The sequence below is a fragment of the Streptomyces coeruleorubidus genome, assembly GCF_028885415.1.
Taxonomy (GTDB): Bacteria; Actinomycetota; Actinomycetes; order Streptomycetales; family Streptomycetaceae; genus Streptomyces; species Streptomyces coeruleorubidus_A.
This window is the reverse complement of sequence record NZ_CP118527.1, coordinates 1,718,077-1,741,328: the sequence shown is the minus strand read 5'-3', so window position 1 is coordinate 1,741,328 and position 23,252 is coordinate 1,718,077. Positions and strand designations below refer to the sequence as shown.

General features: G+C 71.4%; 22 protein-coding genes, 1 pseudogene and 1 riboswitch. Of the genes and pseudogenes, 17 read left to right on the top strand and 6 right to left on the bottom strand.

Features of this window, described 5'->3' with window-relative positions:
• Positions 1-105 precede the first annotated feature (105 nt).
• Entirely contained in the window at positions 106-993 is an 888-nt protein-coding gene (locus PV963_RS08110) for an RNA polymerase sigma-70 factor (RefSeq protein ID WP_274814967.1), read from the bottom strand.
• Between the two features lie 296 nt (positions 994-1,289).
• A riboswitch (FMN riboswitch) is annotated at positions 1,290-1,420 on the top strand.
• Between the two features lie 144 nt (positions 1,421-1,564).
• Between PV963_RS08110 and PV963_RS08105 the strand changes: the two genes are divergently transcribed.
• The 9 genes from PV963_RS08105 to PV963_RS08065 all read left to right on the top strand — a co-directional run bounded on the left by PV963_RS08105 (position 1,565) and on the right by PV963_RS08065 (position 8,926).
• Positions 1,565-2,173, top strand: a complete 609-nt coding sequence (locus PV963_RS08105; protein WP_274814966.1) for a riboflavin synthase — start codon at positions 1,565-1,567, stop codon at positions 2,171-2,173.
• The gene (locus tag PV963_RS08100) at positions 2,170-2,811 is read left to right on the top strand and encodes a nicotinamide mononucleotide transporter family protein (protein WP_274814965.1); all 642 of its coding nucleotides are present in this window, start codon (positions 2,170-2,172) and stop codon (positions 2,809-2,811) included. Before PV963_RS08105 ends, PV963_RS08100 begins: the two co-directional genes overlap by 4 nt.
• Positions 2,808-4,097 (top strand): bifunctional 3,4-dihydroxy-2-butanone-4-phosphate synthase/GTP cyclohydrolase II, encoded by a 1,290-nt coding sequence (locus PV963_RS08095; RefSeq protein ID WP_274814964.1) that lies wholly within the window; start codon positions 2,808-2,810, stop codon positions 4,095-4,097. Before PV963_RS08100 ends, PV963_RS08095 begins: the two co-directional genes overlap by 4 nt.
• A 32-nt stretch (positions 4,098-4,129) precedes the next feature.
• Positions 4,130-4,615 (top strand): 6,7-dimethyl-8-ribityllumazine synthase, encoded by a 486-nt coding sequence (gene ribH, locus PV963_RS08090; protein ID WP_274814963.1) that lies wholly within the window; start codon positions 4,130-4,132, stop codon positions 4,613-4,615.
• A gap of 34 nt (positions 4,616-4,649) precedes the next feature.
• Entirely contained in the window at positions 4,650-4,922 is a 273-nt protein-coding gene (locus PV963_RS08085) for a phosphoribosyl-ATP diphosphatase (protein WP_003988914.1), read from the top strand.
• A 46-nt stretch (positions 4,923-4,968) separates the two neighbouring features.
• Positions 4,969-5,817 carry an ATP phosphoribosyltransferase gene (gene hisG / locus PV963_RS08080; protein ID WP_274814961.1) on the top strand — a complete coding sequence of 283 codons (849 nt, stop codon included), beginning with the start codon at positions 4,969-4,971 and terminating at the stop codon, positions 5,815-5,817.
• A 13-nt stretch (positions 5,818-5,830) separates the two neighbouring features.
• On the top strand, positions 5,831-6,286 hold the full coding sequence (locus tag PV963_RS08075; RefSeq protein WP_274814960.1) for a PH domain-containing protein: 456 nt from the start codon (positions 5,831-5,833) through the stop codon (positions 6,284-6,286).
• A gap of 235 nt (positions 6,287-6,521) precedes the next feature.
• Positions 6,522-7,853 (top strand): hemolysin family protein, encoded by a 1,332-nt coding sequence (locus tag PV963_RS08070; protein ID WP_274814959.1) that lies wholly within the window; start codon positions 6,522-6,524, stop codon positions 7,851-7,853.
• Complete coding sequence (locus PV963_RS08065; RefSeq protein WP_274814958.1) at positions 7,850-8,926, top strand: hemolysin family protein; 1,077 nt, start codon at positions 7,850-7,852, stop codon at positions 8,924-8,926. The genes PV963_RS08070 and PV963_RS08065 overlap by 4 nt, the downstream gene beginning before the upstream one ends.
• Positions 8,927-9,023: 97 nt before the next feature.
• On the opposite strand, the gene PV963_RS08060 is transcribed toward PV963_RS08065, so the two are convergent.
• Both PV963_RS08060 and PV963_RS08055 read right to left on the bottom strand, forming a co-directional pair.
• Positions 9,024-10,886, bottom strand: coding sequence for an AAA family ATPase (locus PV963_RS08060; RefSeq protein WP_274821968.1), 1,863 nt, complete (start codon positions 10,884-10,886; stop codon positions 9,024-9,026).
• A gap of 431 nt (positions 10,887-11,317) precedes the next feature.
• Positions 11,318-11,975 (bottom strand): annotated as a pseudogene (locus PV963_RS08055) (uridine kinase family protein).
• A 197-nt stretch (positions 11,976-12,172) separates the two neighbouring features.
• Between PV963_RS08055 and PV963_RS08050 the strand changes: the two are divergent.
• The 3 genes from PV963_RS08050 (at position 12,173) to PV963_RS08040 (ending at position 14,539) form a co-directional block, all read left to right on the top strand.
• Positions 12,173-13,552: a peptidase C39 family protein gene (locus PV963_RS08050; protein WP_274814957.1), complete on the top strand. Its 1,380-nt coding sequence runs from the start codon at positions 12,173-12,175 to the stop codon at positions 13,550-13,552.
• Positions 13,553-13,643: 91 nt separating this feature from the next.
• On the top strand, positions 13,644-13,784 hold the full coding sequence (locus PV963_RS08045; protein ID WP_274814956.1) for an SCO1431 family membrane protein: 141 nt from the start codon (positions 13,644-13,646) through the stop codon (positions 13,782-13,784).
• A gap of 98 nt (positions 13,785-13,882) precedes the next feature.
• Positions 13,883-14,539 (top strand): TetR/AcrR family transcriptional regulator, encoded by a 657-nt coding sequence (locus PV963_RS08040; protein ID WP_274814955.1) that lies wholly within the window; start codon positions 13,883-13,885, stop codon positions 14,537-14,539.
• 52 nt (positions 14,540-14,591) lie between these two features.
• Here the strand turns inward: PV963_RS08040 and PV963_RS08035 are convergent, their stop codons facing one another.
• Positions 14,592-15,857: a glycoside hydrolase family 18 protein gene (locus tag PV963_RS08035; protein ID WP_274814954.1), complete on the bottom strand. Its 1,266-nt coding sequence runs from the start codon at positions 15,855-15,857 to the stop codon at positions 14,592-14,594.
• 331 nt (positions 15,858-16,188) lie between these two features.
• On the opposite strand from PV963_RS08035, the gene PV963_RS08030 reads away from it, so the two are divergent.
• The gene (locus tag PV963_RS08030; RefSeq protein WP_274814953.1) at positions 16,189-17,361 is read left to right on the top strand and encodes an acyl-CoA dehydrogenase family protein; all 1,173 of its coding nucleotides are present in this window, start codon (positions 16,189-16,191) and stop codon (positions 17,359-17,361) included.
• Positions 17,362-17,769: 408 nt separating this feature from the next.
• Here PV963_RS08030 and PV963_RS08025 read toward each other — a convergent pair whose 3' ends face one another.
• Complete coding sequence (locus PV963_RS08025) at positions 17,770-18,204, bottom strand: hypothetical protein (RefSeq protein ID WP_274814952.1); 435 nt, start codon at positions 18,202-18,204, stop codon at positions 17,770-17,772.
• Between the two features lie 269 nt (positions 18,205-18,473).
• On the opposite strand from PV963_RS08025, the gene PV963_RS08020 reads away from it, so the two are divergent.
• The 4 genes from PV963_RS08020 (at position 18,474) to fxsA (ending at position 22,579) form a co-directional block, all read left to right on the top strand.
• Positions 18,474-18,914 (top strand): Lrp/AsnC family transcriptional regulator, encoded by a 441-nt coding sequence (locus PV963_RS08020; protein WP_010046337.1) that lies wholly within the window; start codon positions 18,474-18,476, stop codon positions 18,912-18,914.
• Between the two features lie 56 nt (positions 18,915-18,970).
• A complete protein-coding gene (locus PV963_RS08015; RefSeq protein ID WP_274814951.1) occupies positions 18,971-20,572 on the top strand; it encodes an amidohydrolase in 1,602 nt (533 codons plus the stop codon).
• A 533-nt stretch (positions 20,573-21,105) separates the two neighbouring features.
• Positions 21,106-21,909, top strand: a complete 804-nt coding sequence (locus PV963_RS08010; protein WP_274814950.1) for a polyprenol monophosphomannose synthase — start codon at positions 21,106-21,108, stop codon at positions 21,907-21,909.
• Positions 21,910-22,003: 94 nt separating this feature from the next.
• On the top strand, positions 22,004-22,579 hold the full coding sequence (gene fxsA / locus PV963_RS08005; protein ID WP_274814949.1) for an FxsA family membrane protein: 576 nt from the start codon (positions 22,004-22,006) through the stop codon (positions 22,577-22,579).
• A gap of 132 nt (positions 22,580-22,711) precedes the next feature.
• Here fxsA and PV963_RS08000 read toward each other — a convergent pair whose 3' ends face one another.
• Entirely contained in the window at positions 22,712-23,086 is a 375-nt protein-coding gene (locus PV963_RS08000; RefSeq protein ID WP_003977404.1) for an RNA polymerase-binding protein RbpA, read from the bottom strand.
• Positions 23,087-23,252 lie beyond the last annotated feature (166 nt).

The following is a 23,252-nucleotide window of genomic DNA, read 5'->3' as shown; positions in this document are numbered from 1 at the left end:
GGGACCACGCCCGCCGATCCCGAGACCACGCCCGCCGATCCCGAGACCGCGCCCGGCGTCCCCGAGACCCCGCCCGCCGATCCCGAGACCCCGCCCGGCGGGCGTCTACCGCCGAGTGAGCTGACGCCGTGCGAACGCCAGCTTCTCCGGGTTGACCACGGCCCGCACCCCCACGACCAGCCCGTCGCGCACCTCGAACGCCGCCAGGCCGACGAGCGTGTCGCCCGCCCAGCTGGCAAGCCCCGTCGCACCGTTGACCTCCGTGACGGTGAACTCCAGGCCCACCGCGAACTTCGGGCCCCCGCCCGCCACGAACCGGGCGACCTTGAGCCCGCCCTCGATCGGCCACCGGGCCGCGGTGACCTTCCCGCCCCCGTCGCTCCACCAGGTGGCGTCGGCCGCGAGCAGCTTCTCCAGCCCGGCCAGGTCGCCGTCGCGGGCCGCCGTGATGAACGACGTGACGAGCTCCTCCTGCCGCTCGGACGCGGCCTCGAACCGGGCCTGCGGCTCGCCCACCCGCCGCACGGCCCGCCGGTACAGCTGGCGGCAGTTGGCCTCGCCCAGATCCAGCACCCCGGCGATCTCCCGGTGCCCGTACCCGAACGCCTCCCGCAGCACGTACACCGCCCGCTCGGCCGGCGTGAGCCGCTCCAGCAGCACCAGCATCGCCATCGACACGGCGTCCCGCTGCTCGGCCGACTCCAGCGGGCCGAGCGTGTCGTCCGCGGTCACCACCGGCTCGGGCAGCCAGGTCCCGACGTACCGCTCGCGCCGGGCCCGGGCGGAGGTCAGCCGGTTCAGGCAGAGGTTGGTGACGACCTTGGCGAGCCAGGCCGCCGGATGCTCGATCCCCGTACGGTCCGCCCCGCTGAAGCGCAGATACGCGTCCTGGACCGCGTCCTCCGCCTCCTCGGCGGAGCCCAGCAGCCGGTAGGCGAGCGAGAACAGCCGGGGCCGGTGGGTCTCGAACTCGTCGGCGAGCGTGGTGGTCATACGCCTCACCCTGCCAGAACACCGTCCGTACGGCGTGGGAGGGCCCGACGGCGGGCAAGGGCCGTCGTCACCGCCGCCGGGCCGGTCTGCGCAGATGCCCACGACCCTAGAAAGGACTAGACCACAGCGTCAATAGGTGCGTACCAACCCGGAGTCCGTCAAGCGCGGACGCACGCAGGGGAGTTGGACCGGTCCGTCGCGCTCGGGAAGGGCGGTGACACGTTCTGTGAGGCAGCCCACACCGTTCGCCCGTCTGGACATCGATCAGGCGTGGCACACTGGCCATGTATCAGTAGCAGCGCACTCCGGGGTCGGTGAAAGTCCGAACCGGCGGTTACAGTCCGCGACCCGGTCGCCTCCAGCGGCCGGTTGACCAGGTGAAATTCCTGGACCGACGGTTAAAGTCCGGATGGGAGGCAGTGCGCGGCGAGCGGGCATACATGCGCGCCGCCGAAGAAGTCCGCCCTCGGGCGGACTCCGTCCGGCGTCGTTCCCGGTGTCCTCGCTCGTATCCTCTGTCGTCATCGACAGCCCCGGAGTCCGTGCCCGAAGAGGCAGGAGGACCCGGGAAGTGTTCACCGGAATCGTCGAAGAGCTGGGCGAGGTCACCGCCGTCGAGACCCTCGACGACGCCTGTCGCTTCCGCCTGCGAGGCCCCGTCGTCACCCAGGGCGCGAAACACGGCGACTCCATCGCGGTCAACGGCGTCTGCCTCACGGTCGTCGACCACGAGGGCGACGAGTTCACCGCCGACGTGATGGCCGAGACCCTCAACCGCTCCAGCCTCGGCGCGCTCAAGGCCGGCTCCCGCGTCAACCTCGAACGCCCCATGGCCGTCGGCGAACGCCTCGGCGGGCACATCGTGCAGGGCCACGTGGACGGCACCGGCGAGATCCTGGAACGCAAGCCGTCCGACAACTGGGAGATCGTGAAGATCTCCCTGCCCGCGGACCTCACCCGGTACGTCGTCGAGAAGGGCTCCATCACCGTCGACGGCATCAGCCTCACCGTCGTCGACGCCGGCCCCGACTACTTCACCGTCAGCCTCATCCCCACCACCCTCGCCCTGACCACGCTCGGCCACAAGCAGCCCGGCGACCCGGTCAACCTCGAGGTGGACGTCATCGCCAAGTACGTCGAGCGGATGCTGGGCGACCGTGCGCAAGGGGCGGCCAAGTGAACTCGCTGAACTCCGAGGCCTTCGTCCTCTTCGACCAGCACATCCTCTGGTCGGACATGATCGGCAACCTCTTCGGCCTGGCAGCCCTCGCCCTCGGCTGGCGGCGCTCCATTTGGACGTGGCCCGTGCAGTTCCTGGCCGGCCTGATCCTCTTCGGGGCCTTCTTCGGTCATCTGACCGGCAGCGCGGGCAAGCAGGCGGTCGTCATGGCCGTCGCGCTGTACGGCTGGTGGCAGTGGAACCGCGGCAGGAGCCAGGCGGAGGACGGCCACATCGCCGTACGGTTCGCCACCTGGCGCGAACGCGGAGCGATGATCGCCGCGGCCGCCGCGGGTACGGTCGCGGTGGCGCTCCTCTTCAAGGCGTACCCGACCCTGTCCTGGGACCCCTGGCCGGACGCGTACATCTTCGTCGGCACCATCGTCGCGATGTACGCCCAGGCCCGCGGCATGGTCGAGTTCTGGTTCGCCTGGCTGCTCGTCGACCTCGTCGGCGTGCCCCTCAACTTCGCCAACGGTTACGCCTTCTCCGGCTTCGTCTACGTCATCTACGGCGGGCTCGTCCTGTGGGGCCTGCGCGACTGGTGGCTGCGCTCCCGCGCGGCAGTGCAGCCCGCCCTGGAAGGAGCGCCGGCATGAGCACGGCACCGATCCTGTACGGCACCGACGGTTTCGCGGACTTCGCGCTCGACCCGGTCGAACAGGCCATCGCCGACATCGCGGCCGGCCGCCCGATCGTGGTCGTCGACGACGAGGACCGGGAGAACGAGGGCGACCTCGTCATCGCCGCCGAGAAGGCGACCCCCGAGATCGTCGCCTTCATGATGAGCGAGTGCCGCGGCCTGATCTGCGCCCCCATGGAGGGCGAGGAGCTGGACCGGCTGAGGCTCCCGCAGATGGTCCAGGACAACACCGAGTCGATGAAGACCGCGTTCACGGTCTCCGTCGACGCCTCCGCGGCGCACGGCGTCAGCACCGGCATCTCGGCCTCCGACCGCGCCACCACCCTCCAGCTGCTCGCCGACGGCACCGCCCAGCCCGACGACTTCGTCCGCCCCGGCCACATCTTCCCGCTGCGCGCCCGGCCCGGCGGGGTCCTGACGCGCAACGGCCACACCGAGGCCGCCGTCGACCTCGCCCGCCTCGCGGGCCTGCGCCCGGCCGGCGCGATCGTCGAGATCGCCGGTGAGGACGGCACCATGCTGCGCCTGCCCGAGCTGATCCCCTTCGCCCGCAAGCACGGCCTGACGATCATCTCCATCGAGGACCTGATCGCCTACCGCCGCAGCAGCGAGCCCACCGTCCGCCGCGAGGCCAGGACCCAACTGCCCACCGCCCACGGCACCTTCACGGCCTACGGCTACCGCTCCACCGTCGACGGCGTCGAGCACGTCGCCCTGGTCCACGGCGAGATCGGCGACGGCGACGACGTCCTGGTCCGCGTCCACTCCGAATGCCTCACCGGCGACGTCTTCGGCTCCGCCCGCTGCGACTGCGGCCCCCAACTGGACGCCTCGCTGGCCCGCATCCAGGCCGAGGGCCGGGGAGTCGTGGTCTACCTGCGCGGACACGAGGGCCGGGGCATCGGCCTGATGTCCAAACTGCGCGCCTACGAACTGCAGGAGCAGGGCCACGACACCCTCGACGCCAACCTCGAACTCGGCCTGCCCGCCGACGCCCGCGACTACGGCGCCGGAGCGCAGATCCTCCAGGACCTCGGCGTGCGCAGCGTGCGCCTGCTGACCAACAACCCCGACAAGACCGACGCGCTCGTCCGCCACGGCATCGCGGTCAAGGCCCGCGTGCCGATGCCGGTGAGCGCCGGCGAGCACAACCTCCGCTACCTGCGCACCAAGCGGGACCGGATGGGCCACGATCTGCCCTGGCTGGACACGACCACCGTGCCGGCCTGCGGCAACCAGTAAGACAGCACAGCGAGAAGGCTCTGAGGAGAGACGTGAGCGGCAAGGGTGCACCGGAGCTGTCCGTACGCAATGTGGGTGACCTCAGGGTCGCCGTCATCGCGGCACAGTGGCACGAAAAGGTGATGGACGGTCTGGTCGACGGCGCCCTGCGCGCCCTGCGCGACCTCGGCATCGACGAGCCGACCCTCCTCAGGGTCCCCGGCAGCTGGGAGCTCCCCGTGGTCGCCAAGGTCCTCGCGGGCCGCGGCTACGACGCGATCGTCGCCCTCGGCGTCGTCATCCGCGGCGGAACCCCCCACTTCGACTACGTGTGCCAAGGCGTGACCCAGGGCCTCACCCAGGTCTCCGTCGACACCGGCGTCCCCGTCGGCTTCGGCGTGCTGACCTGCGACACCGAGGAGCAGGCCCTGGACCGCGCCGGCCTGGAAGGCTCGAACGAGGACAAGGGACACGAGGCGGTGACGGCGGCGGTCGCGACCGCGGCGACGCTCCGCTCAGTATCCGAACCCTGGCGCTGACGAAAGCCACCTGTGGCATAGGCTGAGCGTCACCATGTCCAAGAAGACGTTCGAGGAGCTCTTCACCGAGCTCCAGCACAAGGCCGCCCAGGGCGACCCCGCCACTTCCCGCACCGCAGAACTGGTCGAGAAGGGCGTCCACGCCATCGGCAAGAAGGTCGTCGAAGAGGCCGCCGAGGTGTGGATGGCCGCCGAGTACGAGGGCAAGGAGGCGGCCGCCGAGGAGATCTCGCAGCTGCTCTACCACGTCCAGGTGATGATGGTCGCCCGCGGCATCTCCCTCGACGACGTCTACGCCCACCTGTAAGCCGCACCCGTTCCCGTAAGACACCCACGCAAAGGAAGCCGACCTCATGCTGCGCATCGCCGTCCCCAACAAGGGTTCCCTGTCAGGCCCTGCGGCGGAGATGCTGCATGAGGCCGGCTACCAGCAGCGCCGGGAGTCCAAGGAACTGCGGATCGTCGACCCGACGAACGAGGTCGAGTTCTTCTACCTCCGCCCCCGCGACATCGCGATCTACGTCGCCTCCGGCCAGCTGGACATCGGCCTCACCGGCCGGGACCTGCTGATCGACTCCGGCGCCGAGGCGGAGGAGATCCTCGCCCTCGGCTTCGCCCGCTCCACGTTCCGCTACGCCTGCAAGCCCGGAACCATCAGCGGCCTGGCCGACCTCGCGGGCAAGACCGTCGCCACCTCCTACGAGGGCATCGTCGCCGGGCACCTCGCCGACCACGGCATCGACGCCTCCGTCGTCCACCTCGACGGCGCCGTCGAGACCGCCATCCAGCTCGGCGTCGCCCAGGTCATCGCGGACGTCGTCGAGACCGGCACCTCGCTGCGCAACGCGGGCCTGGAGGTCGTCGGCGAGCCGATCATGCGGTCCGAGGCCGTCGTGATCCGCCGCACCGGCGCGGACGGCGACGACCCCAAGGTGCAGCAGTTCCTGCGCCGCCTCCAGGGCGTCCTGGTCGCCCGGACGTACGTGATGATGGACTACGACTGCCGCGTCGAGCAGTTGGAGAAGGCCGTCGCCCTCACCCCCGGTCTGGAGTCGCCGACCGTGTCCCCGCTGCACAACGAGGGCTGGGTCGCCGTCCGCGCGATGGTCCCGGCCAAGGAGGCGCAGCGGATCATGGACGACCTGTACGACATCGGCGCCCGGGCCATCCTGACCACGGCCATCCACGCCTGCCGTCTCTGAGGGGCGAGCACCGATGTCCGATCTGCCCACCCTGCCCGTCACCTTCCGGCCGGGCAGCACCCGCGCGGTGCTGCTCACCGCCGCCGTCGCGATCCTCGTGGTGATCACGGCCGTCGCGATGCTGCTGAAGCAGCTCAGCCCCGCCGAGCGCCTCAGCTTCATCGTCACGGCGCTCCTGCTGGACGCGGTACTGCTCCTGCTGGCGCGGCCCAAGGTCGTCGCCGACGAGGACGGCGTCACCGTGGTCAACCTCACCAACAAGCGCCGGCTGGAATGGGCCGAAATCCTTCAGGTGACCCTCCGGCCCGGCGACCCCTGGGTGTTCCTCAACCTCAGCGACGGCACCAGCCTGCCCGCGCTCGGCATCCAGCCGGGCATCGCCCGACAGCGCGCGATCGCCGACGCCCGGGCCCTGCGGGCGCTCGCCGAGGCCCGTTCCGTCGCGGACCCGAAACAGCCTCGGGGCTGACTCGGCGGATCCACAGGGCGGTCGCCACTGCCGCACCGGGCCGTGTCTTGATTAATCTGTTGGCGGAGGCGCGACGGATGCGCCTCCGCCCCTGTTGCCCGCCCGGTGCACAGAGGCACCTGCTAACCGAGGAGTGACCCCCTCCGGCGATGGACGGATCGTCCTGCAGTACCTGCGCCGCCCCCTGCCGACATAGCGCGGACCGTGTCCGCGACCGTGCGGAGGCGGCGGCATCATGACCATCCCCCTGCTGCTCCTGGCAGCCGCGTTCCTGCTGATTCTCGCCAACGGATTCTTCGTGGCGGCCGAGTTCGGACTCGTCACGGTCGAGCGGCCGGAGGCCGAGAAGGCCGCCGCCGAGGGCGACCGGCGCGCCCACCGCGTCGTCGAGTCGCTCAAGGAGCTGTCCTTCCAGCTCTCCGGGACTCAGCTGGGCATCACCATCACCTCCCTCGTCGTCGGCATGCTCGCCGAACCGGCGCTCGCCGAGCTGCTGCACGGCCCGTTCACCTCGATCGGCGTCCCCACGGGGGCCGTCTCCGGTGTCACGGTCGTCGTCGGCATGCTCCTGGCCTCCGCCGTGCAGATGGTGATCGGCGAGCTCCTGCCCAAGAACTGGGCCGTGTCCAGGCCGCTCCAGGTCGCGCGCTTCGTCGCGGGCCCGCAGCACGCCTTCGCACGGCTGTTCCGGCCGGTCATCGCCGGCCTCAACGCCGTCGCGAACCGGCTCGTGCGCGCCCTGGGCTTCGAGCCCGCCGAGGAACTGGCCTCCGCCCGCACTCCCGGCGAACTCGTCTCCCTCGCCCGTCACTCGGCCCGGGCCGGCGCCCTGGAACAGGACACGGCCGACCTCTTCGTCCGGACCCTGTCGCTGGGCGAGCTGACCGCGCAGCACGTGATGACGCCGCGTGTGAAGGTCAGCGCCCTGCAGTCCTCGGCCACCGCCGAGGACGTGGTCAACCTGACCCGCGCCACCGGCCTGTCCCGCTTCCCCGTCTACCGGGAGAGGATCGACGAGGTCGTCGGCATGGTCCACCTCAAGGACGCCCTGGCGGTACCCGTGGAGGACCGGCTGCGCACCCCCGTCGGCCGCATCGCCCGCCCGGCGCTGCTCGTCCCCGAGACGCTGCCGGTACGGCCGCTGCTCGCCCGCCTGCGCAGCGAGCAGCCGATCGCGGTCGTCGTCGACGAGTACGGCGGCACGGCCGGTGTCGTCACGCTGGAGGACATCGTCGAGGAGATCGTCGGCGAGGTCCGCGACGAGCACGACGGACACGACCTGCCCGAGCTGGCCTCCGCACCGCCGGAGGACGGCAGGCTCGCCTGGGACGTCGACGGCAGCTGCCGGGTCGACATCCTCCAGCGCATAGGCCTGGAGGTGCCCGAAGGCCCGTACGAGACCGTCGCGGGTCTGATCGCCGACCTGCTGGGCCGCATCCCGGCCGTCGGTGACAAGGCGGAACTGCCCGGCTGGCGGCTGTCGGTACGCCAGGTCGGCCACTACCGCGCCGAGCGGGTCCGGCTGGTCAGGACGGCCCCCGTCGCCGTGGTGGAGGCCGCCCGATGAGCGTGCTCCAACTGACCTTCGCCGCACTCCTGGTGCTCGCCAACGGCTTCTTCGTCGGCGCCGAGTTCGCGCTCGTCTCCGTACGCCGCAGCCAGATCGAACCCCTCGGCACGGCCCGCGCCCGGCAGGTCCTCTACGGCCTGGAGCGGCTGCCGCAGATGATGGCGGCCGCCCAGTTCGGCATCACGATCTGCTCCCTCACGCTCGGGGCGGTCGCCGAACCGACCGTCGCGCACCTCCTGGAGCCCCTCTTCGAGTGGGTCCACCTGCCGCACGGCATGATCCACCCGCTCACCTACGTCATCGCCCTCGCCGCCGTGGTCTTCTTCCACCTCGTCATCGGCGAGATGGTCCCGAAGAACCTGGCGATGGCGGCGCCCGAGAAGGCCGCGCTGTGGCTCAGCCCCGGCCTGGTCTGGTTCGCCCGCTTCTGCAGGCCGATCACCGCCGCCCTCGGGGCCTGCTCCCAGGGCATCCTGCGGCTCTTCCACGTCGAGCCCAGGGACGAGGTCGAGGCCGTCTTCACCAGTGAGCAGCTCAACCGGCTGGTGGAGGACGCCGGCCAGGCGGGCCTGCTCGATCCCGAGGAGGCCGAAAGCCTGGAGGACGCCCTGGAACTGGGCTCCCGCCCGGTGACGGACGTCCTGCTGATGCGCGAGTCACTGGTGACGGTCAGCCCGTCGGTCACCCCCGGCCGCATCGTCGAGCTCACCGCTCGCACCGGGTACTCCCGGTTCCCGGTCGCCGCGGACAACGGTGCGTTCATGGGCTACCTGCACGTCAAGGACGTCCTCGACCTGGAGCACTCCGACCGGGCCGTGCCGCAGCAGTTGTGGCGGCCCATGACGACGCTGCGGTCCGAGTTGCCGTTGGACGACGCGCTGACGGTGATGCGGCGGGCGGCGACGCATCTGGCCCAGGTGGCCGACGGGTCCGGGAAGGTGCTCGGGCTGGTGGCGCTGGAGGATGTGCTGGAGCTGTTGGTGGGGGAGGTGCGGGATCCTGCGCATCGAGAGGTGCGGGAAGTGAGGCTGACCGAGCCGAGGTCCGGCGAGGAGGTACTGGCGACGTAGCCAAGGCCGGTGGGTGCGCAGCCCGGCGTCACGGGGTGCCGCCCTCTGTGGGACGGGTGCCGCCCCAAGCGGCACGACTGCCCGCAGGCTCAGCGGGTTACAGTCCGGGCGGATCCTGCGGCCCCCGCCCGGACAGCACCTCCCCGTACGCCTGCATCAGGTCCGGCAACCGCAATGTCGCCAGATCCTCCCGTCCCAGCACCCCGGGATACACGGACAACCGCAGATCCCGGTACGCGCAGCTCTTCTCGTACAGCGTCCGCAGGAACCGCCCGTTGCCCAGCTCGTCGATCCACCCCTGGTCCACCACATGCCCGGCGATGGACCGCAGTTCGTCGAGGGCCTCCTCGTCCCACAGGTCGCCGTTCTCCGCGGCGAGCACCTTGCCGATCTCGGTGAGTTCGAGGGGCCGGTAGGAGGGGAAGTCGACGCGGGTGGTGAAACGGGAGGACAGCCCGGGGTTGGCGGCGAGCAGGCGGTCCATGCCCTCGGGGTAGCCGGCCAGGATCACCACGAGATGGTCGCGGTTGTCCTCGGCCCGCTTCAGCAGCACCTGGAGCGCCTCGTCGCCGTACGCGTCCCCCTTGCCGTAGCCCGAGTTGGACAGCGAGTACGCCTCGTCGACGAAGAGCACGCCACCGAGCGCCGAGTCGATCAGTTCGTTGGCCTTCACGGCCGTCTGCCCGAGGTACTCGCCGACCAGGTCGGCCCGCTGTGCCTCCACGAGATGGTCGCCGCCGAGCAGGCCGAGGGCGTAGAAGACGCGGCCGAGGATGCGGGCGACGGTGGTCTTGCCGGTGCCGGAGGGGCCGGAGAAGACGAAGTGCCGCTTGGGCGGCTGGACCGGCAGGCCCTGCCCGGCCCGCAGCCGGGCCATGTTCAGCTGTGCCGACAGCGCCTTGACCTGGCGTTTCACCGGCTCCAGTCCCACCATGCGCTCCAGCTCGGCGAGCGCCTCCTCGAGTAGGGCGGGGTCGGTGGGCCCGGCGGGCAGCGACGGCGGCGGGCCGGTCCGCGAGCGCACCGCGGGGTCGGTGACCGGAGGCAGGGGAGCGGAGGCCGGCGGTTCGGGATCGGGCAGTCGTACGTCGCGGCCATCGGTGCCGAAGAGCGGGTCGAATCCTTCGGGGCCGTCCACGGCGTCCTGGCCGGCGCCGGTGAGCGTGATCGCCGCGAGGTCCGTGGAGTCGTCGTACCCGTCGCCCTCGGCGATCGCGGCGAGCCGGGCCGAGGTGTCCATGAAGGCGGGGTCGACGCGGTGCACGGCCCGGTACAGGGGGAGCGCCGCGGCGCTGCGGCCCGTGCCCTCGTGCGCCCGGGCCAGCCAGTAGCGCAGCTCCTTGCGTTGCGGCTGCTCGCTGCGGCAGCGCATCAGCGCGGCGGACAGCAGTGGTTCGGCCTGCCCGTACATCTCCAGGCGGACCCGGGCCATGCCGCCGAACAGGCCCGCCTCGATGCCGAGCATCGGGTCGTCGAGGAGCGGGTCGGTGTGGCGGACCAGCTGCTCCCAGTCCTTGACCAGATAGGCGCGGCAGGCGTGCAGGAAGCGGACGTGGGCGTCGGTGTCCACCGGCGGCAGCCCGGCGAGGGCGCGGTCCAGCTCGGGGACGTGGCGCCCGTCCAGCCAGTGGGAGGCGTGCGCGAGCAGCAGATCACGGGGGCTCTCCAGCACGGGCTGCACCCACCAGCCCAGCCAGTACCAGGAGTTGAGGGTGCGGCGATAGCGGGCGCGCTGTTCCCCGAAGCGGTCCCGGTGCCGGAACATCCGGAGCAGCGCGGTCGTCGTGTCGACGCGCAGCGCGTGCAGCCCGAGCCAGCCGTCGGCCATACCGGAGTCCATCCGCACGGCGGCGCGGAACTCCTCCTCCGCCTGCGGATAGGCGCCCATGGTGTAGGCGTCCACGCCTCGCAGCCAGGCGAGGTCGGCCGGGGCCTGCGGGCCCTGCGTGCCGAAGTCCATCACGTCCCCCACGAACCGTGCCCCCGTCGGTATGCCAACGAGCCGCCCCCCAGTCGGCTGCCCTGCTCGAACCGCTGTGCCACGGACCGGAGTTGCAAGGTGCGCGAAGCAACCGTCCGTAGGTCGCAACGAGGGCATCGTACCTGCGGGGGCGGCCCCCCCGTAGGGTGCCGCACGGGGCGTTCGGCGAGGTGGGAGCGGATGCGGCACACTCCTGCACGGTGACCGAGGGTGAGCATTCGGCGCCGCGCGGCGCCCGGAAAAACGGAAGAAGACAGAACGAAGCCCCCGATCACGGGGGAACAACCGGGGGCTTCGCGTCTGTGGGCGGCTCGAATGGCCGCACATTGAGAACGTAAGACCTGTACGGTCCCCCGGTCAAGCCGAGTTGAACCACTCCGGCAAGTTGTCCCGCAAGGCCCTTCACAGGTTCAGCACACTGCGGGCGGTCCGTCACCGTACGTGAGGGACTGGTCCCGGTCCAGCGGTCCCCGCAGGTCCCGGAACCACCTCGTACCCCTTCTCTCGCTGTCGTACCAGGAGATCGGCGAACGGCCGCGAGGGATCGTCGGCGAAATGCCGGCGTTCCGCCGGGACCCATCCGTCCCAGAACTCCCGCTGTTCCTCACCGTCCCGCGACCGTCCCCGCGCCCAGGCCTCCTCGCGGGGCAGTTCCATCCACACCAGCAGGGCCAGGTGGGGCCGCAGCGCCCGGCGTCCCGCGCCGACGCCCTCCACGAGGATCACCGGAGCGGGCGGCAGGGGGCGCGGCGCACCGAAGTGGCGGGCCTGCCAGTCGTAGGGGGCGTAGTGCGCGGTCCGGCCGAGGGCCAGCGGCTCGATCACCTGCTCCAGCAGGCGCCCGGTCCAGTCGAACAGTTCGTCGTGGGTGGCGATGTCGTCGAGGCGCAGCACCGGCGCGCCGCCCAGCGCTGCGGCCAACTGCTCGGCGAACGTGGTCTTTCCGGAGCCGGCGTGCCCGTCGACGCCGACGAGACGGACCGGGCCGCAGGAAGGGGGGAGGCGGCGGATCCGGGAGGCCAGGTCACGGACGGCGGGTCCCGGTGCGGGGCGGAAGGGTGGACTCATCTCGCGCAGCACTCTAACGACGGCACCCTCGGCGCGTGCCAGTGGTCGATGCCAATATTGGTGGGCGTGGCGCGGGTCGAAGTGCTGGCGGGACCCGGCAGGCTGTGCTCCCATGTGGCGCATACACGCGTGCGACCGACCGTGCCACGGACCTGCTCCGCTTCCCAGCCCGACTCCGACTTCCGGGGGTCCCCGCCATGCGCAGAGCCGAACAGCCCTCCCGCAGAACCGTCCTGGCCGCCGCGGTCGCCGCCGCCGTCACGGCAGGCGCGGGTCCGGCGGCCGCCGACCCCGAGGAGCCCATGACGACCGACACCGCGGATCCCGCCCGGGCGGTCCCGGCCCGCACCGTGGACAACCGGGCCTGGACCTCGTACGGCGACTGGTACGGCGGCACCGCCAAGGGCACCCGCGCCGTCGCGGGCGCCCGCCCAGGTGTGGTGATCGCGAGGCCCGCCGGAACCACCGACTACACGGACCCGCACACCGGCACCACCGCCCGCTGGGAGTACGGCACCTGGACGTCCCCGGCCCACTGGCTCGCCGTCCCCGCGACGGAGGCGATCGTCTCCTGGAACGCGCGCACCCCGGCCGGCACCTGGCTCCAGGCGGAGATCAAGGCCACCTACACCGACGGCACCAGCTCTCCCTGGTACGTGATGGGCCGCTGGGCGGCCGGCGACCAGGACATCCGGCGCACCTCGGTCGACGACCAGAGCGACGGCAGGAGCACCGTCTGGACCGACACCCTGTCGATCGACGACCCGTCGACAGGCCTGCGCCTCGCCTCGTACCGGCTGCGCCTGACCCTCTACCGCAAGCCCGGCACCAAGGCCACGCCCACCGTGTGGCGGCTCGGCGCGATGGGCTCCGACGTACCCGACCGGTTCACCGTCCCGGCCTCCGCGCCCGGCCTCGCCAGGGAACTGGTCGTCCCGCGGTACTCGCAGGAGATCCACAAGGGCCGGTACCCCGAGTACGACAACGGCGGCGAGGCCTGGTGCAGCCCGACGTCCTCCCAGATGATCGTCGAGTACTGGGGCGGCCGGCTCACCCCGGAGCAACTGGCCTGGGTGGATCCGTCGTACACCGATCCCCAGGTGTGCCACGCGGCCCGCTTCACCTACGACTACCAGTACGCCGGCTGCGGCAACTGGCCGTTCAACGCCGCCTACGCGGCCACGTTCAAGGACCTCCAGGGCGTGGTCACCCGGCTCGGCTCGCTCACCGCCCTGGAGACGCTGATCGCGGCGGGCATCCCGGCCATCACCTCCCAGTCCTTCCTGAAGGAGGAGCTGACCGGCGCCGGGTACGGCACCGCCGGGCACCTCATGACCGTCATCGGCTTCACCGCCGACGGCGACGTGATCGCCAACGACCCCTTCTCGGCGAGCAACGAGGCCGTGCGGCGCGTCTACCGGCGGCGGGAGTACGAGAACATCTGGCTGCGGACCAAGCGGTACAACGCCTCCGGCAAGGTCGTCTCCGGCACCGGCGGTGTCTGCTACCTGTACTTCCCAGCACGCCCGAGCGCGGCCCAGCGCCAGGCGCTGACAGCCGTGGGCGTGCCCGTGTGACCAAGCTCTCGGCCGCACAAGCCGCTCCCGGTGGCAAAGTGGACGAACCCTCCGGGGAAGTCCGTCCGCACCACCGAACCAGCGAGAAGACATGACCGCGCACTCAGTCACCGCAGCCGGCGTCCGCACCGGCGGCCCTCAGGACGACGGCCCGAAGATCGTCGAGCATGTCGCGGGCTGGACCCTCGTCGTGGTCCTCGCGATGCTCGTGACCCAGCTCGGGCTGCTGTGACCTGACGCGGCGTGCTGTGACCTGACCCATGACCCGGCCCTCCGGCCTGCCATACTGCGGATGTCCCGCCTCGCCGCCCGTTGGAACCAGGGTCGAAATTGAATATCAGTCAACAGCCTGCCGCGCGTCCCAGAGCCCGCGGCACCGAGCGCTCGCTGGCGCGCCGTGCCGAACTCATCGCGATCGGGCGGAGGTTGTTCGCCGACACCTCCTACGACGCCCTGTCGATGGACGACATCGCCCGGCAGGCCCACGTCGCCAAGGGGCTGATCTACTACTACTTCCAGTCCAAGCGCGGCTACTACCTGGCCATCATCCAGGACTCGGTCACCGACCTGGTCACCCTGGCGGCGAGCGGACACGAACTGCCCCCGGTCGACCGCGTCCAGCGCACCATCGACAGCTATCTGCGCTACGCCGAGCACAACCAGGCCGCGTACCGCACCATCGTCAGCGGCGGTGTCGGCTTCGACACCGAGGTGCACGCCATCCGTGACGGCGTGCGCGAGGCCATCGTCGCCACCATCGCCGAGGGGGCCTACGGCCGCGTCGACATCACGCCGCTGGCGCGCATGGGCCTGCTCGCCTGGGTGTGCGGCGTCGAGGGCGCCACCCTCGAATGGATCGACCGCCCCGAACTGCCCCGCGCGACCATGTGCGAGCTGCTGGTGAAGGGGCTCGGCGGCGCCCTGCGCGCGATCGAGGACCTGGACCCCGCCTACCCGGCTCCGCAGGCCGCCCGCCAGGGCGCATGAGCCGGGGGCGGAGGGATCCGTCACGATCCCTCCGCCCCCGGTCCGCCCAGGCCTACTTGATGGCCTTGATCAGTTCACCGTTCGCCGTGTCGCCGCTCAGCTCCCAGAAGAACGTGCCGGCCAGCCCCTGCTGGTTCTTGTACGTCATCTTGGTCGCGATGGTCGCCGGGGTGTCGTAACTCCACCAGTCATTCCCGCACTTGGCGTACGCCGTGCCGGCCACCGTCCCCGTGGCCGGGCACTTGGTCTTGAGCACCTTGTAGTCGTCGATGCCCTGCTCGTACGTGCCCGCCGCCGGGCCGGTCGCGGTGCCGCCGGGCGCCGACTGGGTGACGCCGGTCCAGCCGCGGCCGTAGAAGCCGATGCCCAGCAGCAGCTTCGAGGCGGGGATGCCGAGGCCCTTCAGCTTGGCGATGGTCGCCGAGCTGTGGTTGTCCGCCTTCGGTATGCCGGAGTACGAGGTCAGCGGGGAGTGCGGGGCCGTCGGGCCGGCCGCGTCCCAGGCGCCGAAGTAGTCGTACGTCATCGGGTTGTACCAGTCGACGTACGGGGCGGCGCCCGCGTAGTCCGCCGCGTCGATCTTGCCGCCCGGTGTGGCGTCGGCGGTGATCGCCGCGGTGACCAGGTTCTTGGAGCCGAACTCGGCGCGCAGCGCCTGCATCAGGTTCTTGAAGGCCGCCTTGCCGCTGGTGTCGCAGGTGGCGCCGCAGGCGTTCGGATACTCCCAGTCGATGTCGATGCCGTCGAAGACGTCGGCCCACTTGGAGTTCTCGACCAGGTCGTAGCAGGACCGGGCGAAGGCGGCCGGGTTCTTCGCGGCCCCGCCGAAGCCGCCCGACCAGGTCCAGCCGCCGAAGGACCACAGCACCTTGAGGTTCGGGTGCTTCTGCTTCAGCTTGCGCAGCTGGTTGAAGTTGCCGCGCAGCGGCTGGTCCCAGGTGTCGGCCTTGCCGTCGACGGACTCGGCGGCGGTGTAGGCCCGGTCGGTGGCGGCGTAGGCGTCGCCCATGACGCACTTGCCGCCGGTGACGTTGCCGAAGGCGTAGTTGATGTGCGTGAGCCTGGCCGCCGAGCCCGACGTCTCGATGTTCTTGACGTGGTACTTGCGGTCGTAGGTGCCCCATTCGGTGAAGTACCCGATGACCTTGGAGCCGGCGGCCTTTGCCTGGGGAGCGGCCTTCGTGCGGGCGGCGGCCTCCTGAGCCGAGGTCGCCGCGGTGGCGGAGGCGCCCGCGCCGGCCAGCAGGCCGGCGCCGAGGACGGCGCAACAGGCCGCGGACACGATGGCCCGGAAACGGGAGCGGTCGGGGGTGTGCATCCGGTGTCTCCTCATGGGGAGAGGGAACGCGTGCCGATTGGCATGAACGCGGTGAATCGGTGGAGCGAAACAGTAGGAGGACTAGACCAGACCGGTCAATGGTTCGGACCAATTTCGCCCGCCGGGGCGCACTCGGGTATTTCTTGAAGTAAGCGGTCGTTAACTGGTGACGGGATGCCTCCGATCGGGCATACTCACAGCGCAGAGCCGCTGGTCAGCAGCTTCCGAGACCCGGGACTGCAAGCATCGGCCAGGCACCAGAACGACCCGGCGGCGCCGCCCCCACCCATGGGCCCGTCCGCCAGTGCCCGACAGGGAGGAGAGCGCCGCCATGCCCGACCGCGCCCCGCAGCCGGTGGACCGGCAACTGCCCACGGAGGAGGCCCGGGACCTGATCTCGCTCGTCCGCGACATCGGGCAGCAGGAGATCGTCCCGAAGGCGGCCGAGGAGGAGGACGCCGGTCGCTTCCCGCGCGAGCTGTTCACCCTGCTCTCGCGCTCCGGCCTGCTCGGCCTGCCGTACGACTCCGAGTACGGCGGCGGCGACCAGCCCTACGAGGTCTACCTCCAGGTCCTCGAAGAGCTCGCCGCGGCCCGCCTCACCGTCGGCCTCGGCGTCAGCGTGCACTCCCTGGCCTCCTACGCGCTCGCCGCCTACGGCACCAAGGAGCAGCAGGTCGGGCACCTGCCCGCGATGCTCGGCGGCGGCATGCTCGGTGCCTACTGCCTCTCCGAACCGCACTCCGGCTCGGACGCGGCCGCCCTGCGCACCAAGGCGGTGCGCGACGGCGACGCCTGGGTGATCACCGGAACGAAGGCCTGGATCACGCACGGCGGGATCGCCGACTTCTACACGGTCATGGCGCGCACCGGCGAGGAGGGCCCACGCGGCATCACCGCGTTCCTGGTGCCCGGTGACGCGCCGGGGCTGAGCGCCGCGCCGCCCGAGAAGAAGATGGGCATGAAGGGCTCGCCCACCGCCCAGGTCCACTTCGACGGCGTGCGCGTCGGTGACGACCGGCGTATCGGCGAGGAGGGGCAGGGCCTCGCGATCGCCCTGTCCGCGCTCGACTCGGGGCGGCTCGGCATCGCGGCGTGCGCGATCGGCGTGGCGCAGGCGGCGCTCGACCAGGCACTGGCGTACGCGACCGAGAGGCGCCAGTTCGGCAAGCGGATCGCCGACTTCCAGGGACTGCGCTTCATGCTCGCCGACATGGCGACGCAGATCGAGGCGGGCCGGGCGCTCTATCTGGCGGCGGCGCGGCTGCGGGACGCGGGCCGGCCGTTCGCCATGCAGGCGGCCATGGCCAAGCTGCACTGCACCGACACGGCGATGCGGGTCACCACCGACGCCGTGCAGATCCTCGGCGGCTACGGCTACACCGCGGACTTCCCGGCGGAGCGCTACATGCGCGAGGCCAAGGTGCTCCAGATCGTCGAGGGCACCAATCAGATCCAGCGGATGGTCATCGCCCGTCATCTCGTGGGTCCAGAGGGACGCTGAACTGGTCGAGGCCCCGCCAGGGCGCCGCGAGCCGCATCCACTCCGGGTCGTGCCGGCCCGGGAGTGTGCGGCCGCCCTCGGCCCAGGCCCGCATCAGGTCGCGGTAGATCGGCGGGTCCTGGTAGCGGGGCGCGGTCGGCCGAACCGATTCTGCGGGCGGCGGGACGAACAGGAGGCGTTGACGCCCGGTCGCTGAGGAGATGGGGGTCATACCAGGGCAACGCGGAAGAGGCCGGACAGGTCACCCGCGGGTGGAATCGGGCGTGCGTTCAGGGGTGTTGGGGTGCCCGCTTCCGCGTCCGGGTTCCGGCCTGGATCCGGACGCACTGATCCCGCACCACGGCGGACTGCGAGCCGTGGTGCGGGGCAGTCACGGGGATGGAGCGAGCGGGCGAGGAAGGCCCGCGCTCAGGCCGCTTGGCGGCGCATGACGGGGACCCTGATGGGGCGTGAGCCCGGGCCGCCGACGTGCGAGAAGGGCTGGGTCCGCCAGTCGAGCCCCTGAGGGAGCGTCAACAGCAGGGCGGTGTCCTGCTCCTGGGGGTCGACGGACTCGTCCGCGGGACGGGCGTCTGCGGCCCTGCGGCCGGTGCCGGCACAGACCGTGAGTCCGAACGGGTTCCACGGCGAGGCGCACAGCGCATGCTCCGGCAGGACCTCCTCGTCCGCCAGTAGGGCGATTGGTTGTGCGCAGTCCGGGCAGACGACCCGGTACATCTCGAAGGTGTCGTAGGCGTCGAGCTCGTCGTCGAAGGTGTCGGGTTCGACGCCCTCCGGCTCGGGCTCGACGACGAGCTGCTGTCGCTTGGGTGCGGTGCGACCTGGGCGCTTAAGACTCTGCATTGGGTTCTCCCCCTCGGGCTGGGCCGTATCAGGCACTGCGGCCTCGACCACAGCAAGCACTTCCCGTCCCCCCTGGGCGGTAATCACGAGAACATCACGGAGACTGTTCGAGCCCTGTGGCGTTCGTCACATGCCGCGTGCAGGTGCCCACTGCGGTGGGTTTGTCCCCCTGACGGCCGGCAGTCGCCCGCCGACCAGATCACGAACCGGCCATGGCCTGGGCCGTTCAGGTATCCGAGGAGATCAACCGCACTGTAGGTTCTTGCGCCATGGAGGAGCTGGACCGACAGATCGTGCAGCTGCTCGTCAAGGACGGGCGGATGAGCTACACCGACCTGGGCAAGGCCACGGGCCTGTCCACGTCGGCCGTGCATCAGCGGGTGCGCCGGCTGGAACAGCGTGGCGTCATCCGCGGCTATGCCGCGGTCGTCGACCCGGAGGCCGTCGGTCTGCCCATGACCGCGTTCATCTCGGTCAAGCCCTTCGACCCCAGTGCGCCCGACGACATCGCGGACCGTCTTGCGGACGTGCCCGAGATCGAGGCGTGCCACAGCGTCGCGGGCGACGAGAACTACATCCTCAAGGTGCGGGTCGCGACGCCGCACGAGCTGGAGGAACTGCTGGCGCGGGTGCGGTCGTTGGCGGGGGTTTCGACTCGGACGACTGTTGTGCTGTCCACGCCGTACGAGGCGCGGCCGCCCAGGATCTGACCGGTGGTTCCACCCCTTCTCGGGGCGTGGAAGCGGGGCCTGTGAAACTGTGCTCCATGAGTGAGTCCAGTACGCCGCCCCAGACCGTTCTTCTCCGTCGCGGAGAGGTCCACAGCCCCGCTGATCCGTTCGCAACCGCGATGGTCGTCGAGCGGGGGCAGGTCGCCTGGGTCGGTTCCGAGGGTGCCGCCGACGCCTTCGCGGACGGGGTCGACGAGGTGGTCGATCTCGACGGAGCACTGGTCACCCCCGCGTTCACGGACGCGCATGTGCACACCACGGCCACAGGTCTCGCCCTGACCGGGCTCGATCTGTCGAACGCTCCCTCCCTCGAAGCCGCCCTCACCCTCGTACGGGACTTCGCCGCCGCCCGGCCGGACGACCCCGTGCTGCTCGGGCACGGCTGGGACGCCGCCCGCTGGCCCGGCGGCCGCCCCCCGACGCGAGCCGAACTCGACGAGGCCACCGGCCACCGGCCCCTCTACCTCAGCCGGATCGACGTCCACTCGGCGGTCGTCACGACGGCCCTGCTCGACCTGGTCCCCGGCGTCCCCCGCGAGGACGGACCGCTCACCGCCGATGCCCACCACGCCGTCCGCGCCGCCGCGTTCGCGGCCGTGACGCCCCGGCAGCGCACCGACGCCCAGCGCGCCGCCCTCGCGCACGCCGCCTCGCTCGGCATCGGCACGGTCCACGAGTGTGCCGGCCCCGAGATCTCCTCCGAGGACGACTTCACCGGCCTGCTGCGCCTCGCCGCCGAGGAGCCCGGTCCCCGCGTCGTCGGCTACTGGGCCGAGCAGGACGTCGCCAAGGCCCGGCAGCTGGGCGCGATCGGCGCCGCGGGCGACCTGTTCGTCGACGGCGCCCTCGGCTCGCACACGGCCTGCCTGCACGAGCCGTACGCCGACGCCGGCCACACCGGGACGGCCTACCTGGACGCCGCCGCGGTCGCCGCCCACGTCGTGGCCTGCACCGAGGCGGGTCTCCAGGCCGGGTTCCACGCCATCGGCGACGCGGCGGTGGACGCCGTGGCCGAGGGCGTGCGCGCCGCGGCCGAGAAGCTGGGCCTCGCCCGGGTCCGGGCCGCCCGGCACCGGGTCGAGCACGCCGAGATGCTCACGCCCGAGACCGTCGCGGCCTTCGCCGAGCTCGGTCTCACCGCCTCCGTGCAGCCCGCCTTCGACGCCCTGTGGGGTGGCGAGGACGGCATGTACGCGCAGCGACTGGGGATCGAGCGGGCGCGTGCGCTGAACCCCTACGCGGCGCTGCTGCGCGCCGGAGTGCCGCTCGCCTTCGGCTCCGACAGCCCCGTCACACCCCTGGACCCCTGGGGCACCGTCCGGGCCGCCGCCTTCCACCGCACGCCGGAGCACCGCGTCTCCGTGCGCGCCGCGTTCACGGCGCACACGCGCGGCGGCTGGCGGGCCGTCGGACGGGACGACGCGGGCGTCCTGACGCCGGGCGCGCCCGCCGACTACGCGGTGTGGCGCACCGGCGAACTCGTGGTCCAGGCCCCGGACGACCGGGTCGCCCGCTGGTCGACGGACCCCCGCTCGGGCACCCCCGGCCTGCCCGATCTGACCCCCGGCCGCGACCTGCCCGTCTGTCTGCGCACCGTGGTCGGCGGACGCACGGTCTTCGTACGGCCGGGCGAGTGATCTACGGGGGTGGCGCGCATGCGATCGTGCGCCGCGCCCCCGTCGCGCGACCTGCGCATCCTCTGCACTGACCAGGGCTTTGCCGGGATATGTGCAGGTCAAACGGCTGTTGACAGGCGGCCGCAGGGGGCCGGTAGGTTCTGCCGAGTCCACCACCGGACGCCCGAGGCGGGGAACGTCCGCGCACTCGCCGCAGCGCCGCCGGGTCAGGGACGGTGTGCCGCACCGGGGCACCGCCACTGGGAGCCAGGCTCAGGCCGGCGCGGCGCCGAGGCAGCGTTCCGGCCGGTCGGGGAGGTGTGACCCGGGTGGGGCCCGGGCGCTCAGTAGACAACGGCTTTCGGTTGATCCGCAGCCAGCGGATCCCAGGTCGGCCCGAAGGGCGCCGGGCCCCCATCCGCCGTACGCTCTCAGCCGAAGGCGCATTCTTACCCGCGTCTTGCTGATTCGACACCACCATTCGAACGTCCTGTCACGTCATCGCAGGCCGGCCACTATGGTGGATCCCTGCGTACGGACATGAAGGGGCATCAGTGAACGACGGCGACGGAACCCTCGCGGCAGGAGCCCAGGGGAGGAAGTTCGGCCCGCTCGGCACGGCCTTGGTGATCATCCCGACCTACAACGAGGCGGAGAACATCAAGAGCATCGTCGGCCGGGTGCGCGAGGCCGTCCCCGAGGCGCACGTACTCGTGGCCGACGACAACAGCCCGGACGGCACGGGGAAGCTGGCCGACGAGCTGACCGTCGACGACGACCACGTCCACGTGCTGCACCGCAAGGGCAAGGAGGGCTTGGGCGCCGCCTACCTCGCGGGATTCCGCTGGGGCCTGGAGCGCGGCTACGGCGTGCTGGTCGAGATGGACGCCGACGGCTCCCACCAGCCCGAGGAACTGCCCCGTCTGCTCACCGCCCTGAAGAGCGCCGACCTGGTGCTCGGCTCGCGCTGGGTGCCCGGCGGCCGGGTGGTGAACTGGCCGAAGTCCCGCGAGGTGATCTCCCGGGGCGGCAGCCTCTACTCCCGGCTGGCGCTCGACCTGCCGCTGCGCGACATCACCGGCGGCTACCGCGCCTTTCGCCGCGAGACCCTGGAGGGCCTCGGCCTCGACGAGGTCGCCTCCCAGGGCTACTGCTTCCAGGTCGACCTCGCCCGCCGCGCCGTCAAGGCCGGCTACCACGTCGTCGAGGTGCCCATCACCTTCGTCGAGCGCGAACACGGCGACTCCAAGATGAGCCGCGACATCCTCGTCGAGGCGCTGTGGCGGGTCACGGCGTGGGGCGTGGGGGAGCGGGTCGGCAAGGTCACGGGCCGCGGCGGCAAGCCGTCGAAGCCGTAGCCGCCGGTCGGGCCGCTGCCCGGCCCGGCCGCTCACAGGAACAGCTGATCGTGGCCTTATCCCGTGCTGAGCCGGGGCCAGGCACACTGGAAGCATGACGACTGGCGCTCAGACTCCCAGGTACCCCGCCCGGCCCCGGCGCTCCCGGCTGCGCACGTTCCTGCCGTTGGGCATCGCCGCGTGGCTCGTGCTGGAGATCTGGCTGCTGACACTGGTCGCGGGGGCGTCGAGCGGGCTGGCGGTCTTCCTCGTCCTGCTGGTGGGCTTCATCCTCGGCTCGGTCGTCATCAAGCGGGCCGGCCGGCGGGCCTTCCGCAACCTCTCCGAGGCGCTGCAACAGCAGCAGAGCGGCGTGATGCCCGCGGCGGCCCGGCCGAACAGCGAGGGCAACGGCCTGATGATGCTGGGCGGACTGCTGCTCATGATCCCCGGCCTGGTATCGGACGCGGTGGGCCTGCTCCTGCTGCTGCCCCCGGTCCAGAAGGCCGTGAGCCGCTCCGCCGAGCGCACCTTCGAGCGCAAGCTCCGCGAGGCCGATCCGGGCACCCTGGGCGGCGCCTTCCAGCAGGCCCGTATGTACCGGCCCGACGGCAAGGTCGTCCAGGGCGAGGTCATCAGGGACGAGCCGGGCGACACGCCGCAGGAGCCGCGCCCGCCGCTGACGCACTGAGCGTCCCGGCGCCCGGGCGCATTCGGCAGGAGCCGCAAGCACGCGGGCACGACAAAACCGCGGGCGCCGTACTTCACGTACGGCGCCCGCGGTCCTTGACGCGCTGTAATTTCGGCCAGGCCCCGGAGGGACTTACGCCGACTTGCGGCTGTCTCGCGGATGAACCGCGATGTTCATCGCACCGGAGCGCAGAACCGCCAGGCGCTCCTCGAGGACCTCTTCGAGTTCCTCACGGGTGCGCCGCTCCATCAGCATGTCCCAATGCGTACGCGCGGGCTTGGCCTTCTTCTCTTCCGGGCCATCGCCGTCCACGAGGAGTGCCTGGGCCCCGCAGACCTTGCACTCCCACTCCGGCGGGATCTCCGCCTCGACCGAGAAGGGCATCTCAAACCGGTGCCCTTTCTCGCATGCGTACTCCACGGCCTGGCGCGGGGCCAGGTCGATGCCGCGGTCCGTCTCGTAGCTGGTCACCACGAGGCGCGTGCCGCGAAGAGCTCGCTCACTCATGAATCGTGCCTCCCGGGCTTGTCGCCCACAGGACAGGTGTCGCTGTCGTCGTCATCCGGTCAACGTCCGGTCGGCGGTAAAGATTCCCGTTCCGAGTCCCGTTCCGGGTCATGCGTCGCCGTCGTAGCCGCCCTTGTTGTACCCACCAGCGCCCGGTTTGTCACAT

Excerpts from the sequence above, each read along its gene's own strand:
- PV963_RS08030 (WP_274814953.1), top strand. The coding sequence starts at position 16,189 with ATGCCCGACCGCGCCCCGCAGCCGGTGGACCGGCAACTGCCCACGGAG.
- PV963_RS08025 (WP_274814952.1), bottom strand. The coding sequence starts at position 18,204 with ATGCAGAGTCTTAAGCGCCCAGGTCGCACCGCACCCAAGCGACAGCAG.
- PV963_RS08095 (WP_274814964.1), top strand. The coding sequence starts at position 2,808 with ATGAGCACGGCACCGATCCTGTACGGCACCGACGGTTTCGCGGACTTC.
- hisG (WP_274814961.1), top strand. The coding sequence starts at position 4,969 with ATGCTGCGCATCGCCGTCCCCAACAAGGGTTCCCTGTCAGGCCCTGCG.
- PV963_RS08020 (WP_010046337.1), top strand. The coding sequence starts at position 18,474 with ATGGAGGAGCTGGACCGACAGATCGTGCAGCTGCTCGTCAAGGACGGG.
- PV963_RS08110 (WP_274814967.1), bottom strand. The coding sequence starts at position 993 with ATGACCACCACGCTCGCCGACGAGTTCGAGACCCACCGGCCCCGGCTG.
- PV963_RS08060 (WP_274821968.1), bottom strand. The coding sequence starts at position 10,886 with ATGGACTTCGGCACGCAGGGCCCGCAGGCCCCGGCCGACCTCGCCTGG.
- PV963_RS08075 (WP_274814960.1), top strand. The coding sequence starts at position 5,831 with ATGTCCGATCTGCCCACCCTGCCCGTCACCTTCCGGCCGGGCAGCACC.
- PV963_RS08035 (WP_274814954.1), bottom strand. The coding sequence starts at position 15,857 with ATGCACACCCCCGACCGCTCCCGTTTCCGGGCCATCGTGTCCGCGGCC.
- PV963_RS08070 (WP_274814959.1), top strand. The coding sequence starts at position 6,522 with ATGACCATCCCCCTGCTGCTCCTGGCAGCCGCGTTCCTGCTGATTCTC.
- fxsA (WP_274814949.1), top strand. The coding sequence starts at position 22,004 with ATGACGACTGGCGCTCAGACTCCCAGGTACCCCGCCCGGCCCCGGCGC.
- PV963_RS08085 (WP_003988914.1), top strand. The coding sequence starts at position 4,650 with ATGTCCAAGAAGACGTTCGAGGAGCTCTTCACCGAGCTCCAGCACAAG.
- PV963_RS08000 (WP_003977404.1), bottom strand. The coding sequence starts at position 23,086 with ATGAGTGAGCGAGCTCTTCGCGGCACGCGCCTCGTGGTGACCAGCTAC.
- PV963_RS08050 (WP_274814957.1), top strand. The coding sequence starts at position 12,173 with ATGCGCAGAGCCGAACAGCCCTCCCGCAGAACCGTCCTGGCCGCCGCG.
- PV963_RS08065 (WP_274814958.1), top strand. The coding sequence starts at position 7,850 with ATGAGCGTGCTCCAACTGACCTTCGCCGCACTCCTGGTGCTCGCCAAC.
- PV963_RS08015 (WP_274814951.1), top strand. The coding sequence starts at position 18,971 with ATGAGTGAGTCCAGTACGCCGCCCCAGACCGTTCTTCTCCGTCGCGGA.
- PV963_RS08045 (WP_274814956.1), top strand. The coding sequence starts at position 13,644 with ATGACCGCGCACTCAGTCACCGCAGCCGGCGTCCGCACCGGCGGCCCT.